Below are 17649 nucleotides of genomic sequence, written 5' to 3' on the forward strand. Positions count from 1 at the left end.
AGGCGATAGACAATAAAGCCACGATCAGAGACAATTAAACTCTGGGACCCATATTGATAAAGAGAAAACTCTACCTATCACCAATAGAAGCACTGACAAACCAACTCAAAAAACAGCCAAAACTAAACGGAGCAGCGGGGGGACCAGACATGATACCAACAACGCTACTCCTCAAAGCATATCAAGAAACATGCAATAAACCAGGATGCCATGACTACCCCGGGGCAGGAGGCTCACCCGAAACAAGGCAAGCATATGCAGAATATATCTCCAAAACACTAGGATTCCCCAAAATAAGTCCAAATAAAATAATAGCTACGGCTGGAGCCCAACACGCGATCAAGCTACTAAGCCAAATACTCCTGGATCAGCATACAATTGCACTAGTTGAGAACCCTGGTTTCATAGAAGGTAGAATGCCAATAGAATACCAAACACAAATGATAACTACCATAAACATAAGTCTAAAAGGAAGTGTTGAAATACCCGTCCATGAAGAGAAACCGTCCATAGCGTATACCGTTCCAACCGCTCACAACCCCCTGGGAATAGACTATCCAGAAACCGCGAGGCAAGAACTGAGGAAACTAGCCCGGCAAGGAATAATTGTACTAGAAGATGATCCTTACAGAGCACTGCATCCTAACCCGCCAGATCCTATATGGACCCCAGGGTCAAACATCGCGTATATAGGATCGCTAAGCAAAACACTGGCACCAGGAGTAAGAGCAGGCTTCATCGTATCACCGGAACGACTGATAGACCCTCTGAAGCTCTTAAGTCAGCATGACTTTGCTACAAACACGCCTATAGGATGTATGCTACAATACCTTCTAGACACAGGTGATCTGCAAGGTCATATTGAGTTGAAGAGAAAGATATACATAGAGAGGCTTAGTCATCTAAAACAAAAGTTAATAGAGGAAATGCCTGAGCATCCGATGAGTCCTGCTAGAGGCGGGTTCTTCATCACACTTAGACTGGGCTGCAACCCTTACAATTTGCTCCCTAAAGCTTTGAATGAGGGCATTAGCTTTGTTCCAATCCGGGACTTCTATCTTCGTGATCCTTTGGAGGATGCCGTTAGGATTAGTATTGCTAAACTCAGGCTAGACGGTATAGATGAGTATGTGAGAATACTATCCAAGATAGTAGGTGAGTGTAGAAGAAAGGGTTAGGCTTGCCAGTCAACGAAGTATCCTTTCTCGTAGACTAGTTCACCATCAGCGTATACTTTGCCCTGCCACATGCTCTTAATCATATCCCAGTGTATAGCACTTTTATTTGTAGATCCAGTCTCAGGGTAACCGTTCCCGAGGGCCATGTGTATTGTTCCACCTATCTTTTCATCGAACAATATCTCCTTAGTCTGCCTCTGAACATCGTAGTTTAACCCGAAAGCAATCTCCCCAAGACTCTTAGCTCCATTATCCAGGTTAACCATCTTATCCAAGAAATCACCGCCCTTAGAAGCAGAATACTCGGCTAAAACACCGTTCCTAAAGCAGAGCTTCACGCCTTCAACCTCTACACCACTGTATACCTGTGGCATATCGAACTCCACACAGCCATCTACACCATCCTCGTGAGGTCCAGTGAATACCTCTCCTCCAGGCATATTCTCATGACCATCATCGCTAATCCAAGTCCTACCGCCTACCTTCACAGTCAAGTCAATGCCAGAAGCCTTGAATCGTAGCTCATCAGTCTTACCTAGTATCTCACTAATCACCCTCTCCTGCTTTTCAGCCTGCTCCTTCCAAGCCCTAACAGGGTCGTCGACGTGGAGTTTTAGCGCCCTATAGACGAACTCCTCGAACTCTAGAGGCCTCATACTAGCCTCCTGTGCTAAGGCTAGAGTAGGATAGGGGGCGACAGTCCACTTCCTCTCGCCTTTCGCTGCCTGCTCTAGGAATTTCTGGAATAAATGGGCCACTGCCTGCCTTGCTGTAGCCATTTTCCTAGGGTCGATTCCTACGAGTGGTTTCGTGTGAATGCTAGATAACACACTTATAGACGCATCATACTTATCGTAGATAGTTTGGACAACTGGAGATACATGCTTCAATTGATTCTCACTGGCCTCTAAGTAGAAGACTTCTGATAAAAGGTCATCCCTGTACAGCGGCGTTGGATAAGCATTTCTCCTCAATACTTCCCTGTATAATTCTCTGACGAATGGTGCAGCTGATAGTTCAGCTGATATAACAACCTCCATGCCATCCTTAACGTCTACACTATAATCTACTAGGAGCATTGCATATTTTGGTAAAACAGCCTGAAACCCGGGACTCGGATACATCCCTCATAACACCTCACGTATTAGATGAAGTGGGATCGGGTATATATAGGAGAGATTATCACGTCCAAGGCTCTGGTGGGCTGTGTGGCGATTGGAATGATAGAGTTGATAGGCATCACAGGGATGATGCTAATAGTAGTAGGATGGATCATAAGCATACCGGACATACCGCCACTCAAGTTAAGCTTGCTATACATGCTCGGAAGCTGTTCACTAGTAGTCTACAGTTACCTAGTAAACGACATAATCTTCCTAGTCCTAAACATCGGAGCCACAGCAGTATCAGGCTACAACGCCCTCAGAGCAATACAGGTAAAACACATAGATTAAAAGAAACCAAGTCAAACACAAGAAAATGGGATGAGGACACGACGGTCGAGTGAGCCCCAATAGGGTAACGGGGCAGTGACCGCCATTCTCCAAGCTGACCCTTATTAAACAGGTTCAAGCGGCTGTATATTCAGTATGAGAGGCTGGTTGCTTGTTTCACCGATTTGAATCGGTATAGGAGGCTTTGACATATGATTCAGTATAGTGATGTTTTCACTGATAGCTAGGATAGCTTCTTAGAATCGCTTCTATCATTATGCTTTAATTTCCTAGTGTGACTGATGCCGTTCCCAACGGGTTTATAGTAGCTTTCCATCGAATATTGCATGTTTCTTTTATAAGCAATGATTATCTCGGTGATAGTGTCCTATGTGGTAGCTGTATCATAGTGTCATAGACGCATTGGCCATAGCTATTTGTAATTATTAGCATTGGATACCAGTTGATTAGAGCTAGATCCCCTTGCAATTCCACTTTAATCCATAAAGCCTGGTTTAGTTTTACAGTAGATTTGAAGATCGTTACTGTTTCTCTTACCCCTGAAGTCCTTGCAGTGCATTTCAGTGCATAGAACTATTCTGGAGTGTTAATTATTGTTTCTAAGTTCCTGTATGATTATCAGTACTTGTTGAGCTCTTACTTAGAGGGTATGTTGTGTAAGTCATCGTTATGGATTGCGTAGTTTGGGATTTTGTCGATGTAACTGTTCCAGTAGGGTTATGTTCATTATTGTTTTGAGTGTAATTGTATGATATACATATTCCCAGGATTACTAGGATTACCGCTATTATTATCCAGTGTTTATATTTAACCATTTTAGCGGCCTCGCTATTTTCCTGGTTTGATTCCAACTCATTTTGCTCTTCGTTACCGGTATATTACTATAATGTACTCGCTATTTTTTGAATGTTTTCTTACGTTTAGATATAGTGGTTAGTGTATTTTTACTTGGAATAGATTGTTGTATATCCCTGTAATGGTATTGCGGCGTGAACGTTTTTTGAGGTGGATTTGTTGGTTAGGAATTTAAGGTTCCATGGTGATTCGGAGGGAAGGTTCTTCGAGGCTTTGAAGGATGTTTTTATTGGCGCAGATGTTGATGGACAGTCCGGTTATATTAACCTGATGAGAATAAAATCTAGGTACTTCGACGCTGTTTTCAAGGAGCTTAAAGGGGAAATAGATGAAAGAACAAACGGGTTCTCCGAGTTTAAGGAGGAATTATTCGACAAGCTTTACAGTTTCTTCAGCAGATACTTCAGTGAGAGCGGGTCAATATATTTCAGAAGGACTCCCTTTAGCGAGAGGGTTTACGAGAGGGTCTATACTGATAATCGGGATGTTGTAATGTTCTGGAAGACGCATATGCTCTACTATGTTAAAACAGATATACAGCCGAAAAATATGAAAGTTACAGTTGACGATGTATGTTTCCATTTCGACGTTTCAAAGCTTCAGCATAGGAAAGCTTGGGAGAAAAGAGAGCTTATCTATGAGCTGGATAATGTATTGAACGACGGGACAATTGTCTTCCGTGTACTGTACTCTGAGAGGGGAAGGAAAACTAAGGTTGACAGTATCATCAGAGAATTAAGGAAGACGGGGATAAACCTTGAGAGGGGAACTTTAGAGAAAGCTTTCAGGGTCTTCGAGAGGCAAAACGAGGTGGATTACTTCATTAATAAGAATGCCAAGAGGTTCCTTCGAGAGCAATTTGATCTGTGGTTGCATCAGTACTTACTGGTAGATGAAAGCGAGTTCACGGCAAGGAGAATAGGTGAACTTAAAGTATTAAAGGACATAGCTTACAGGATCATTGATTTCATTGCTCAGTTTGAAGATGAAGTTCTCAAGATATGGAAGAAACCGAAGTTCGTTCTCAACTCCAATTACGTTATCACACTTGATAGAATAGCTATGAAGGAGGGGGGTGTTCAGGTTATCGAAGAAATAATTGATAGATTAGTCGAGCAACTGGATGAGTTTAAGGATGATATAGAGGAGTGGGAGGAAATAAGGTCCAACAAGAAATCCTATAGGGAAAGGTTTGAAAATGCAGAAGAACTGGATAACCAGATAGTAGAGTGGTATCTCCTCGACTTGGTTGATGCTGACTTTAATCCGAGGAAAATACTAGTCAACACACTGCAAGGTCGAGGGCTTAATCCGCAATACAGCTTCCTACCAGTAGATACTAGGTACTTCAAAGATTTAGAGCATAAAATCATAGGTTTATTCGGTGACCTGGACGAGGAACTTGATGGATGGCTGGTTAAAAGTGAGAACTGGCAGGCACTAAATACGATACTACATAAATACAAGGGTAGAATACAAGTAATATACATTGATCCGCCATTCAATACTGGTAAGAACGAGTTTACCATGTACATCAATAAATTCTATGATTCCTCCTGGGTAACCATGATGGAGAACCGTCTTACGCTGGCTAAAGAGTTCCTCAAGGATACAGGGTTAATATTTGTGAGAATAGATTATCATGGAAACCATTATACTAGATTTTTATTGGACGATATTTTTGGGAGAGAAAACTTTAGACATGAGATCATTGTAGGTAGAACTTCCTATCTCGCGAAACGGGAAACCCAGAAACTTGAACAGGAGACTGAGTATATCATTAATTACTCCAAGTTTCAGAACAGAGTTCTCTTCAAAAAACTCTGGATACCAAGGAAGCATGAATGGGTTGAAATGCAACAAAAACCTAATAGGGGCCAAACGGGGCAACCTATAGTAATTGACGGCCAAATGTTTACGCCTAAGGAAGGCTATTGTTGGGCGAGGGGTAATGAAGTTGCTAATAGGATGCACCGGGAGGGTCGGTTGAAGATTCGAAATGGGAAACTCTACATCCTCTTAGACAAGAAGGCCTTAGGTACGAATTGGACTGATACCCCCGGATATCGATATGATTGGGGGTTTTCTACGGAGAACCCTGAGAATCTTGTTAAGAGAATCATTCAAATGTCCTCAGATACTGGCGATCTAGTCATGGATTTCTTCCTCGGCTCTGGGACTACTACGGCTGTAGCCCATAAACTGGATAGGAAATGGATAGGCGTGGAAATGGGAATGCACTTCTATACTGTTGTCCTGCCTAGGATGAAGAGAGTTCTAGCATATGATCCTAGGGGAATATCTAGAGACAGGGATGTGAAAAAAACGTATAATGAGAATAAAGCAGGAGGATTCTTCAAGTATTACGAGCTGGAGCAGTATGAGGATACGTTGAGAAGAGTTAAGTACATGGAGGCTGATCCATTCTTCGATCCAACTGAGGATCCTTATAGTCAGTACATATTCATGAGAGACATAAAACTATTGGATGCATTGGAAATAGACTATACTAATAATAAGGTTAAGATATGCCTCGAGAAACTATATGCGAACATTGACATAGCTGAGACTTTGTCGAATCTTGTAGGTAAATGGATAAGGAAAATCACACCAGAATTTTTGGAGTTTGAGGATGGGGGAAAAGTGAATCTCAAGGATCTAGATTATAAGCTTATTAAACCACTGATATGGTGGTAGGCTTGAAGATAAGGCCAATCTTGGAGCCTATTTTGGATGATGTTGATTTTGATGAATTGCCTAGTGCCTGGAGTAGATTAGATACCGTATCATTCTCGAAGAGCAAGAAATTATGGGATTTTCAGCAAGATGCGCTTAAGAATGCAATAAAAGTCTTGTACCAATACTTCAATAACGATGAAGGTGAGAAACCTAGGTTTATCGGAAGATACAGGATTAACGGTTTAGACGGGGAGTTAGAGGAAATCTTAGATATAAGGCTTTCCAGGGTGAATAAGCAGGTCATATCCATTCTTCAACGGTATTATCCGATTGAGGACAGCAAACTGAAGTTCCATAACTTTATAAATAGGGCTAGCTTTTGGATGGCTACTGGTAGTGGCAAGACTCTTCTAATAATTAAACTTATAGAATCCTTGAAAAGACTAATGGACTTAGAGGAAATTCCTAGGAAAGATATACTTGTATTAACGTATAGGGATGACCTGATTAACCAGTTGAAAAGACATATTTCTGAGTTCAACGAGCTAGCTCCTGAGAGAGGGTTCTTAATAAATTTTGTAGAGCTAACCGAATATGATAAAGTGAAGAGGGAGAGCCTCGTTCCTTTCCTTGACGAGGTTATTGTTTTCTATTATAGATCTGACTTAATTAGTGATGAACAGAAAGAAAAGTTGGTTGACTATAGGAACTATGAGAATAATGGAAACTGGTATATACTACTTGACGAGGCGCATAAAGGTGATAAGGAAGAATCCAAGAGGCAAATGTACTATTCCATAATGTCTAGAAACGGTTTTATATTCAATTTTTCTGCAACGTTCACTGATCCTAGGGATATAGTGTCAACAGCATACAATTTCAATTTGGAGAAATTCATTAAGGCCGGATATGGGAAGCATCTTTACATATTAAGGCAAGAGATGCAGGCTTTTAGGGAGAAAGAAGATTATAACCGTGAAGGAAAACAGGAAATCGTTCTTAAAGCACTAATTTTGCTTGCATACCTTAAGAAGACGACCGAGGAGATAAAGAGAATTGCAGGTGAAGTTTATCATGAACCAATGATTCTCGTCCTAGTTAATACTGTAAACTTGAGTGATTTTAAGAAGGAGAAACCTGATCTTACATTGTTCTATGAGCAATTAGGTAGAATTGGTAAGGGAGACGTCAGTGAAAAAGTTTTCGAGAAAGCTAAAGAGGAATTACTGGACGAATTTTACAGCAGTCCACAATTAATCTATGAAGAAGGCGCCCAGGTCAATATTAGTAAGAATATTATTGAGGGTTTAAAGATAACTGACATCTTGAAATATACTTATAACTCAGAGAGCTTCGGGAACATAGAGGCTATACTTGTTCCGGGCAGAAGACAGGAAGCTGTTCTCAAGCTGAAAACTAGTGATAAGCCGTTCGCACTTATCAAAATTGGTGATGCTATTAGGTGGATAAGAGATAATCTCAAAGGTTATGAAGTGACGGAGAGCTACGAAGATAAAAGCGTGTTTGAGAACCTCGATGAGAGGGAGGATATAAGTATTCTAATGGGATCAAGAGCCTTCTACGAAGGCTGGGACTCGAATAGACCTAATATTATAATATATATAAACATAGGTATTGGTGCAGAAAGGAAGAAGTTTATAATACAATCCGTCGGACGTGGGGTTAGAATAGAACCCGTTAAAGGGAAAAGGAGAAGATTGCAATACCTTTACAATAGAAGTGAGGATTCAGGCCTCTACGAGAAAATAGGATTGTTTGTTCAACCTATTGAGACACTGTTCGTATTTGGAACGAATAGAGACGTGTTAACAGAGGTTGTTAGCACGCTGAAGATGGAGAAAGAGATTGAGGAAACTATCGAGCTAGAAAGAAGCGGGGATGCTGGGAAACACTGCTTACTGATCCCAGTCTTTAGAATTTCAAGTAGAAAGCTATACCAGGAAAGGGAGCTGCAGAAATTCACGGTTTCGGAGAGGATGTTTGAGGTGATAAAAGATTATTTCACTACAACAGATGGAAGGGTTCTTATTGCTCAGAACACGTCAAATAATTTGACTCCAGAACTCTTAGCGCATATCAGAAATAGTTTCGATGATTATGTTAAATACTATAGAATCCTTCCTGAGGAAATGAATACATCACTAAATGCCGTCATACAGAAGCTAATAGATCATTTCAATCTCAACATAGAAGAATTAGATAAATTCAAACCATTGCAGAGTGAAATAATTCATTTCAAGAGAATCAAAGTCTATCTTGATAGAAGTGAAGAACTTAGCGCATTAAAAAACACTATAGATAGTGTTCTAAAGGTGAAAGATCTAGAGTCGAAGAAGGAGGAATTAATATCAAAGGCAAAGGAAGGTAAGATAAGTTTCGAGGAATACGCTTGTGAGATAGAGAAACTTGCCCGTCTCTCTAAAGAGGAGACTTTCAAGGATTTGAGGATAAAATACGTTGTCAACCACTATTATGTTCCTATTATTCTCTCAGTTAGAGAGAAAGTAGACTATATTAGACATATAATAAAAACAGCTAGCGAGGTTGAATTCATAAAAAATCTAGAGAAGTATCTTGAAAAGAACAAAAGTAAAATTAGTGTTGACTGGTGGATGTTCAGCAAAATAGATGAACATTTGGACGAGATTTACATACCATACTATGACCCTGAGAAAAACCGGGTTAGGAGGTTTAAACCTGACTTCATATTCTGGTTTAGTAAGGGAAGTGAATATTACATCGTATTCGTTGACCCTAAAGGAATTAAACACACAGACTTTGAGCACAAGATAGATTGGTTTAAAAAAATATTCGGAGACCTAGACGACCCTGTAGAGTTCAAATTCGGGAGGCATAGGATAAAGGTTCTCTTATACCTCTTCACCGAGGATGTGAACAGGGTCTCTGAAGGTTACAGAAAGTATTGGCTCGATTCCGTTGGAAAAGTGTTCGAAAAAATCCTATGATAACGATGTTTAGTCTTTTAAAATAATGGAAATCGTTTAGTTGTACAAAGCGAGTACGATCAGTTTTGGATGAGAGAATTACTTGTGAGAAAAAGATTGAGGTGATTATTGCCCTTTGAATTTGGGTTTCCGTTTCTCCATGAAGGCTGTTACTCCCTCGATGACATCATCTGTACTGAATAGTATTCCAAACAGGCTTGCTTCGTATGGCAGGCTTGCCCATATTGGTGCTTCTGTTCCAAAGTTAATCGCATATTTCGCGGCTAATAACGCCAGTGGTGGTTTTTCAGCTAGTTTGAGTGCTAGTGCTCTTGCTTCTTGTTCTAGTTGTTCTGGTGGGACTACTTTATCTACAAGGCCTAGTTTGAGTGCTTCCTTAGCGTCAATCATATCGCCTGTATAGATTATTTCTTTGGCTTTGCTCTTAGTAGTTAGCCTCGGCATTCTCTGAGTTCCTCCTCCACCTGGTATGATTCCTAAATTTACTTCCGGTTGTCCTATCATTACTCCTTCAGCTGCTATTCTTATGTCTCCGCTCATTGCTATCTCCATTCCGCCTCCGAGTGTGAAGCCGTTAAGTGCTACTATTATTGGCTTGGGGAAGTACTCCATTTTGAGAGTGATCTCATGGAACTTCTTGCTGAAGATCATTGCTTTGAATGGTGTTAAGCCCATGAAGGCTGTAACATCTGCTCCTGCTGAGAATGCTCTACCTGTCCCGGTTAGTATTACCACCCTTGCCTTATCTTCTTCCTCTAATTCATCGAACGTCTCATATAACTCCTTCAAGAGTTCTGGGCTCAACGCGTTTAGCTTCTTAGGTCTGTTAAGGATGATCCATGCTATCGGCTCCTCTATCTTAATGAGTAGAGTGCTCTTCCTCCTCTCCTCTACTTCCTTATACTCATAGAATCCTTTACCAGTTTTCCTACCCAGCTTCCCATCTTCTACCATTTTCAAGAGGAGTGGTTGAGGTTCATATTCTTCGAAGCCCGTCTCTTCCTTAAGCTTCTTCAAGGATTCTACTATCTTATCGACACCGTAATCGTCGGCGAACTCGAATACCCCCTTCGGCCATCCGAGCCCCAGTTTTACCGCCTTATCTATGTCTTCCTTGGTTGCTACATCATTCTCTAGGAGCCATGCTGCCTCATTTACTGCTGGTGCTATTAGCTCGACAGGATCTACTTTACCGGCTTTCTCTTTGGGTATTTCCGGCCTCACGTATTTGCCTGGTGCTGGGTATGTATAGAATCCTTTACCGCTTTTCATACCGAACTCTTTCGCCTCGAATTTTTCTTGGAATAGTGTGCATGGATTAATCTCGAATCCTCTTCCTGTCATCGCTGTGAAGACGTAGTAGAATACGTCTACTCCACTATAGTCTGCTAGTTCGAAGGCCCCCATAGGGAATCCTAGCTGGTATCTGACTGTAGCGTCTACCTCAATTATATCGGCTTTCCCCCTCTTAACTATCCAGCATGCTTCGTTGAGGAATCTGCCTAGTATTCTGTTGACTATGAAGCCTGGAACATCCTTCTTCACTACTACTGGTTGTTTACCGAATCTCTTAGCTAGATCGTAAACTACCTGTACCGTCTCATCACTCGTCTTATCTCCCTTGATTATCTCTACAAGGGGCATTAAAGGCGGCGGGTTGAAGAAGTGCATTCCAACTACTTTCTCAGGTCTCTTAGTTGCGCTTGCTATCTCTGTTATTGGTAGGCTACTTGTGTTTGATGCCAATGTAGCGTAGCTGGGAGCATGCTTGTCAGCGTAGGCGAATAGTTTCTGTTTGAGGTCTATTCTTTCGACGATTGCTTCTATCATGAAGTCCGAGTCGGCTAGGGCTTTACCGAATTCATCGGTGAACTCCCCCTTCTCGTCTAGGTTGACTACTGGGGTTATCCTAGACATTACCGTCTCAACTGTATCTCTAAGGATCCCCTTCTCATAGAGCTTCTTTAGGCTCCACTCAATTTTCTGTAAAGCATTGTCGAGGAACTCTTGTTTAATATCCACTAGGTATATCTTGTAGCCCTTGAGAGCTGCTACTTCAGCTATTCCGTGGCCCATCGTTCCGGCTCCGACTACGGTTATCTTCTTTATGTTTTCTGCAGACATATTCTTCACCCATATTTTCCTTTTTTAGGAATTGCATCGGACATATGGTCCGTGTATAGGAAATGTATAGTGTAACGGTATATAAACCGATATAACCTGTTGAAGGTTAACTAGGGGTAAAAACTACAAGATATCTAGGTACTTGTATCCTGTTCCAGTTAAAATGATGATGGCAGGCCCCTCGATGTATTTGCCAGCTATCTTCTTATAGGCAGCGTAGGCTGCTGCACTAGATGGTTCCACGGGGAATCCCATGCGCCAGAGCTCCTTCATAGCTCTCTTAATGCTTCTGTCATTGACTGCTACAGCTGTTCCGCCTGACTTTTCTATAGCTCTTATAGCTTCCTCCTTCCTCGGCGGGTCTTCGTATACAAGTGCGTCAGTTAGCTTGGATTCTCCCTTCTCTATCGTGCCGCCTACAGCCTCGGCTAGCCATGGGTTACTCGAGCCTTGTGCCGCTATTATTCTGGGGGTTCTATTGGCATAATCTAGGAATCCCTTGTATAAAGCGTATATTAGTCCTCCCGTGCTTGCAGGCGCTATTATCGGGACCCCTACGTATCCCTTTGACGCTATTTCATAGGATACACTCTGTAGTCCCAGCGTGAAGAAAGGGTTCCATGCATGTGCTACATAATAACATTCATCCGCTAGCGTCTCCGCTAGTTCGGCTGCAGCCTTCCTTGTTTTCGCTAGGATGAGTTGGGCTCCTAGGCTCCTTATAATCTTCTTCTTACCTTGTGGAGCAGTTCTCGGGACTATTATCTTAGTTCTCATACCTGAATATGCTCCGTATAGTGCCACTGATATCCCCGCGTTACCTGAGGAGTCCTCTACGATACACTCATATCCTAGTAGCTTAGCTATGTGGATGTTTATGCTTGTTCCCCTATCCTTGAAGCTGCCGGAAGGGTTCAAATATTCTAGTTTAAATAAGACTGTTTTACCATCTAGTTTCTCCTCGACCAGGGGGGTTCTACCCTCTCCCATTATTGATCCAGGCTTCCAGTCTAGGTCTTTTATACTTAGATTAAACGGTGTACCGCATACAGGGCACCTGTGACGATACATATTCTCTATTTCCAAACCGCATTTGGGACATTTAAGCTTCCATGATACCAATATCCATTCCCCTTAGGTGTGTGTCTGGGAAGGTTGGATAAAACTATTGTGTGGAAAAAGAGCTTTGAATGGTGGAAACGTTTAGGCTTAAGGTGTCCTCAAAACATTCTCTATTACTTTAGCTAAATGCGGGGGTTTCGTATACCATTTATCATACTGGTACTTCTTACCCTTATAACTAATCTCAACATAGTCTCCGGTGTCTCTAACAGTCATCACTATCTCCGTATCCTTCACTATGCTGAACGAAGTGCTCCCTTTAGGGAGTATCTTTAATCCTAGCTCCTGGAGCATAGGCTTGATTGAATCTTTCACACTCGTAATGTACTCTGCACTGCTCATATATACACACCCATATCTGTAGGCTCGTTCAATGCCTTATCTTCAGGTAGTTTAAAAATATTGGCTTCCTAGCGGAAACCTAGGAGACTTATCGTATATCCTATTTTTACTACCCTCCTGTTGACCGGGAAGGCTACATTGTATATGGGAATACTGTCTAACCTGCAGAAACCTTTACCCTTATGGGCATGACCATGGATAGCTGCATTCGGCTTATATTTCCTGACCAGCCCCTCTACTTTTTTACTGTAGATCCCCGGCCAACCCTTAGGCGGCTCCCCAATTAACGTACATGAAGCTAAACCGTAGTGAGTCACAAGTATAGTAATATCATTCTTACCTGTGCTCTCTTCGAGAAGGGATTTTATTTTCTCTACACGCCTAGCATATAACTCCCTTATATTTGGGATATGTTTGGCTTGCCACCATGTAGGTCTGTCTATTGCTCCTCTGCTACCGATTATGCCAAGCTTATAGCCTCTTATGTCAACGTTGTATAGTTCATTGTCAAGCCATACCACTCGGGGATATAATCTTCTATACTCATCTTCATGCTCCATGAACTCATCATTACCGAATACCGCGACGATCTGAGCATTAGGGAAAGCTTCTCTTGTAGCCTCCTCCAAGGGGGCGAAGGCGTTAATCATGTTCCTCTCAACCATGTCACCCGCGAAAACAACTATATCCACATTGCTGAGCCCTGTAAGTTTGAGACTCCTCTTGTACGCCTCAAGATAAAGTGGGCTGTGAACGTCGCTAACAGCTGCGATTCCAGGCGGTGAGTCCAACTACTATACACCCAGCATTATACTTGAAGGAGGGTTCTAGAGGCCGAGTTTATCTGAGAGTCTATCGTCTACCTCCCCCGTAATATCCTCTATCTTATTCCTTACTGATACCAGGAATTCGGATTCTTCATCCGATATTCTCTGTGCCTGTTTAAGTCTAACAATAGCATATGCTAATGCCTCGTTGGCGTCTGACAATGCAAGGATATCTCGTGGGATACCATTCGGATACTTCTTCTTCAATAACTCGTAGAAGCATTCTACATGGACGTAACCGTATTTTCTCAATGCTACCATCCGTTGGCCCTCTATGACTGGCTCCTGACAGAGGCCGCATCTCCAAGTTTTGAACTTCTTGAATGACAATGAGGATGTCACCTTACTTGAATCTGCATGGTTATTGGATGTTATAAAGGGGTCAGCTCTGGAGTAGTAGGGAGAAAACCTTGGATGCCTTAACTAGTTCCTCCAAGTCAACGTACTCATCGGGCATATGCGGCGTATTATTACCGGGACCGTAGGATGAGGCTGGTATACCTTTGACAGTATAGTACCTAAGGTCAAGGCCTCCCATGCATACTGTTGGCTCAACTTTTATTCCTATCTTGGAGGCTGCTTCAACAACCATTTTAACAGCAACAGTATCCACAGGGGTCAGGGCAGGCTCCATAGTATGCACTATCCTCATCTCATACTCCGCTTGGGCTTTCTCGGCTGCAAGTTCTAGGAATTCTTTCAGTTGCTTGAGCGCTGACTCCACATTCTCTTCAGGATTAATCCTCCTATCGATAGTGAAGTAAACGCTTCCCGGCACCTGGTTTATTTTGCCCTCACTCTTCATGCCTACAACACCGCCTATCATAGCGGTAGCCATCTCCGCGTCAGGCATGTCAAATTTGTATCTACTCCTGGTGAGATTAACAGATGGTACATAGTTCTCATAGAGCCATACGGCCATCTTGGAAGCTCTCTCGAAAGCATTTACTCCTAGCCACGGCGTGCTTGCGTGTGCAGTTTTACCTTTAACGATTATTTCAACCCATAAAGCACCCTTGTGACCGTGCCATATTTTATCAGTGCCACTTGGCTCAGGTATTACTACAGTCTCAGGAGTCTCATCGAGATGTTCTACGAGCCAACCTGTACCGCATTCCCCGCCTATCTCCTCATCTGGAACCATATATAGTCTAGCCGTCCTCTTAGGCTTGACTCCCTCTTCCTTGAGAGCTATGAATGCTCCGAGGACTGATGCTAGACCTCCCTTCATGTCAACGCTTCCTCTACCGTATACTTTGCCTTCATTAACAATAGGCTTAAAGGGGTCTGTAACCGTCCATCCAGGCCCCCCTGGGACAACATCGTAGTGACCGTTGAAGTCAATGGGTTTCCCTTCTCCGCCTTCTAGTTTAACCTCTATGATGTAACGCGGGTTACCGAGGGCTTCTTCCGGGCAGTGCCCATCCACGAAGTCCTGTGGCACATCTATGATTCTATAAGTTAACCCATACGATTCCAAGAGTGTTTTCATCTTATCAACGAACTCCCCGTACTTCTCTCCTGAAGGGGAAACTGTGGGGACTTTGATCATCTCGGATAATATACCAACCATATCCTTTTGAAGGCTGTCTATTCTTTCTAGAACACCCAATTAGAAGGCACCTCCAAATAGAGGAGAATAGTATTAATTGGTATATTAATCTAGAAAAAACTGAAATTACTAGTGAAGATCACCAGGACCAGGACCAGAATCCTCTTCCGTAGCCTCTACCGTATCCCCATCCGGGTCCAGGGCCCCATGCATATGGGTATCCTTCAACGTAGATTACTCCAACTACTCTACCCTCATAGACTATGTCAGCCCATACTCCCCATCTGCAAGGCCTTATCCATCCGATGCTTGCTTTCGTGAGATCTACGTCTGCCCAGAGTTCACCAACTACTATACTGTCCTTGAGAAGTGGAATCCTGATCCCAGTTGCATACGTATAGGGTGTTCCTTTCGTAGCTGTCTTTAGTAGTTCAGCGGCTTTTCCAGCGTAGGCTGCAGGATCAAATGGTGCCGGCGGTGCTACTGGCGGTGCTGGTGGTCCCCACCATCCTCTTCCGAAACCTCTTCCCCATCCTCCTTTCCATGGTGCAGGCATTTCTAATCACCATCAATTAATTATTACAGTTACACTTATATATTTTTCTGTAACATTATAAACAATTATGAGTATAAGGTTGTAATAACAAGTTGGAGGCAAATAGCAGTGTGGGGAGGAGGCAGAAGAAGACGAGGAAGCTGGAAAGGAAGAGGCCCGTGGGGATACCCAGAACTACCCGCGAACTTGGAATACCTACTAGCAATACTCACAACGATACAAGCAGAGCCGAGGAGGACAATACTCAACGCTATAGGAACTCAGGGAGCTACTACAAACCAGATCTACCAGGCACTACTAGAGAGAGGCTATAATTTACCGAGGACAACACTATACTACCATCTGTCAGAACTCGAGAACCTGGGGCTAATAACACACGCTGGATATAAAGAGTCTGGAGGAGGAGCCCCTGAGAAAGTGTGGAGCCTCAGAGCAAGGAAGATATGTATAGACATACTCACTGGAGAAACATTGAACTCAGAGTAAACTTATTCTCTCCCCAAGCTCCTCGAAGAACATGCCAGCCTTCTCATGGATAACTAAATCCGCCTCATTATCAAACGGAGTAGGAGTCGGGTTAACAACGATGACGCGTCCATTGTAATTCTTCGCCAATACGGGCAGATACGCAGCGGGGTAGACCTGGAGGCTGGTCCCAACTACAAGCATAAGTTTTGCATGGGAAGCCTCCTGAAAAGCCCTCCTAACAGCCTGATCAGGCAGAGGCTCGCCGAACCAGACGACACCAGGCCTCAGTAAGCCACCGCACTTTGGGCAATGAGGGGGGATCTCTTCAGGGGGATGATCAAGCTTACTCGTATAACCACAGCTAGTACATATTACCCTCCAAATATTCCCGTGTAGCTCAACCACATCTATAGCACTCGCCCGCTGATGCAAGCCGTCAACATTCTGTGTGATAATGGGCCCAATCATATTCTCCTTCTGCATTTTAGCTAGAACTATATGAGCTGGATTAGGCTTAGCTTTAGCAATAAGTCCCATTCTCCACTTATACCACTCCCAGACCCTTAAAGGATTAGAGTGGAAAGCCTCTGGAGTAGCTAGCTCTTCAGGCCTATATTTATTCCATAATCCATCCTTACCGCGGAATGTGGGAATACCGCTTTCAGCACTAACACCCGCACCGGTCAAAACAACCGTGTACGTAGACTCATTAATCCATTTTGCAACTACTTCAACAACATTTTCTTCCAAGACAATATCCCTTACATATATGTGGGTTTAACAAGGAAAAATGATTTTATTTTAATAATAAGAATCGCTATTAAACCAATCGGGTGAATTTCTCGGTGAGCATTCGAGGCATTATTGTTCCAATGATTACACCCTTCCAGGAAGATTATAGCCTAGATTTCGATGGAGTCAAATGGCTTGTCGAGTTTTTAGAGGATAACAATGCTCATGGCTTGTTTCCCGCTAGTACGACAGGTGAGTTTGTTCACCTGTCAAGGGAGGAGCGGGACAGTCTCGTTAGATTAGTTGTAGAGCATCATAGACGTTCTCTGGTTTTACCTGGTGTTTCTAGTAATTCTACCTTAGAGGCTGTCGAGTTCGGTAGAAGATATGTTGACCTTGGTGTTGATGGTGTGATTGCCACTCCGCCATACTACTTTAAACCTAGGAGGGAAGGCTTGTTCCAGCATTTCGCTACTCTTGCCGAGAATGTTGATTCTCCTGTTATCATCTATAATATACCTAGCTTGACAGGAAACTTGTTAACTGTTGATTTATTGCGTGATTTAACTAGTGAGTACAGCAATTTGGTTGGCATAAAGATAACATACCCTGACTTCACCTATCTCCGAAGGGCTATTATCGAGTTGAAGGAGGTTAACCCGCAGTTCAGTATTTTGACAGGTATCGGTGACATGCTTCTACCTAACCTTATGGCTGGTGGTGACGGCGGCGTAGTTGCTCTAGCTAATTTTGATCCAAAACTGCTCGTAGGC

15 protein-coding genes are annotated in these 17649 nt (G+C 42.8%); 6 read left to right on the top strand and 9 right to left on the bottom strand.

Annotation, left to right across the window (positions count from 1 at the left end; translation table 11 throughout):
* The first annotated feature begins 53 nt into the window (after window positions 1-53).
* A complete protein-coding gene (locus F7B60_01990) occupies window positions 54-1178 on the top strand; it encodes a PLP-dependent aminotransferase family protein (GenBank protein ID MCE4614291.1) in 1125 nt (374 codons plus the stop codon).
* Here the strand turns inward: F7B60_01990 and F7B60_01995 are convergent.
* Window positions 1175-2302 (bottom strand): aminopeptidase, encoded by a 1128-nt coding sequence (locus F7B60_01995; protein ID MCE4614292.1) that lies wholly within the window; start codon window positions 2300-2302, stop codon window positions 1175-1177. The genes F7B60_01990 and F7B60_01995 overlap by 4 nt on opposite strands.
* A gap of 84 nt (window positions 2303-2386) precedes the next feature.
* On the opposite strand from F7B60_01995, the gene F7B60_02000 reads away from it, so the two are divergent.
* From F7B60_02000 to F7B60_02010, 3 genes are all read left to right on the top strand, one after another.
* Window positions 2387-2632: a hypothetical protein gene (locus F7B60_02000; GenBank protein MCE4614293.1), complete on the top strand. Its 246-nt coding sequence runs from the start codon at window positions 2387-2389 to the stop codon at window positions 2630-2632.
* 1014 nt (window positions 2633-3646) lie between these two features.
* The gene (locus tag F7B60_02005) at window positions 3647-6184 is read left to right on the top strand and encodes a hypothetical protein (GenBank protein MCE4614294.1); all 2538 of its coding nucleotides are present in this window, start codon (window positions 3647-3649) and stop codon (window positions 6182-6184) included.
* Window positions 6185-6186: 2 nt separating this feature from the next.
* Window positions 6187-9153: a DEAD/DEAH box helicase family protein gene (locus tag F7B60_02010; GenBank protein ID MCE4614295.1), complete on the top strand. Its 2967-nt coding sequence runs from the start codon at window positions 6187-6189 to the stop codon at window positions 9151-9153.
* A gap of 105 nt (window positions 9154-9258) precedes the next feature.
* Here F7B60_02010 and F7B60_02015 read toward each other — a convergent pair whose 3' ends face one another.
* The 7 genes from F7B60_02015 to F7B60_02045 all read right to left on the bottom strand — a co-directional run bounded on the left by F7B60_02015 (window position 9259) and on the right by F7B60_02045 (window position 15676).
* Entirely contained in the window at window positions 9259-11277 is a 2019-nt protein-coding gene (locus F7B60_02015) for a 3-hydroxyacyl-CoA dehydrogenase/enoyl-CoA hydratase family protein (protein ID MCE4614296.1), read from the bottom strand.
* Between the two features lie 123 nt (window positions 11278-11400).
* Window positions 11401-12399, bottom strand: a complete 999-nt coding sequence (locus F7B60_02020; GenBank protein MCE4614297.1) for a pyridoxal-phosphate dependent enzyme — start codon at window positions 12397-12399, stop codon at window positions 11401-11403.
* 87 nt (window positions 12400-12486) lie between these two features.
* Window positions 12487-12741 carry a hypothetical protein gene (locus tag F7B60_02025; GenBank protein MCE4614298.1) on the bottom strand — a complete coding sequence of 85 codons (255 nt, stop codon included), beginning with the start codon at window positions 12739-12741 and terminating at the stop codon, window positions 12487-12489.
* 68 nt (window positions 12742-12809) lie between these two features.
* Window positions 12810-13532 (bottom strand): metallophosphoesterase, encoded by a 723-nt coding sequence (locus F7B60_02030; GenBank protein ID MCE4614299.1) that lies wholly within the window; start codon window positions 13530-13532, stop codon window positions 12810-12812.
* 36 nt (window positions 13533-13568) lie between these two features.
* Window positions 13569-13898 carry a DUF2175 domain-containing protein gene (locus F7B60_02035; protein MCE4614300.1) on the bottom strand — a complete coding sequence of 110 codons (330 nt, stop codon included), beginning with the start codon at window positions 13896-13898 and terminating at the stop codon, window positions 13569-13571.
* Window positions 13899-13950: 52 nt separating this feature from the next.
* Window positions 13951-15180, bottom strand: a complete 1230-nt coding sequence (locus F7B60_02040) for a M20 family metallopeptidase (GenBank protein MCE4614301.1) — start codon at window positions 15178-15180, stop codon at window positions 13951-13953.
* Window positions 15181-15259: 79 nt separating this feature from the next.
* Complete coding sequence (locus F7B60_02045) at window positions 15260-15676, bottom strand: hypothetical protein (GenBank protein MCE4614302.1); 417 nt, start codon at window positions 15674-15676, stop codon at window positions 15260-15262.
* A 108-nt stretch (window positions 15677-15784) separates the two neighbouring features.
* On the opposite strand from F7B60_02045, the gene F7B60_02050 reads away from it, so the two are divergent.
* Window positions 15785-16162, top strand: a complete 378-nt coding sequence (locus tag F7B60_02050; protein MCE4614303.1) for a winged helix-turn-helix domain-containing protein — start codon at window positions 15785-15787, stop codon at window positions 16160-16162.
* On the opposite strand, the gene F7B60_02055 is transcribed toward F7B60_02050, so the two are convergent.
* Window positions 16154-16894, bottom strand: a complete 741-nt coding sequence (locus F7B60_02055; GenBank protein ID MCE4614304.1) for an NAD-dependent deacylase — start codon at window positions 16892-16894, stop codon at window positions 16154-16156. The two genes, F7B60_02050 and F7B60_02055, sit on opposite strands and share 9 nt — an antisense overlap.
* 95 nt (window positions 16895-16989) lie before the next feature.
* On the opposite strand from F7B60_02055, the gene F7B60_02060 reads away from it, so the two are divergent.
* Window positions 16990-17649: dihydrodipicolinate synthase family protein (locus tag F7B60_02060; protein MCE4614305.1), on the top strand; the 660-nt coding region annotated here is incomplete at its 3' end.

This window comes from Candidatus Tiamatella incendiivivens (assembly GCA_015522635.1).
Classification (GTDB): domain Archaea; phylum Thermoproteota; class Thermoprotei_A; order Sulfolobales; family Acidilobaceae; genus Tiamatella; species Tiamatella incendiivivens.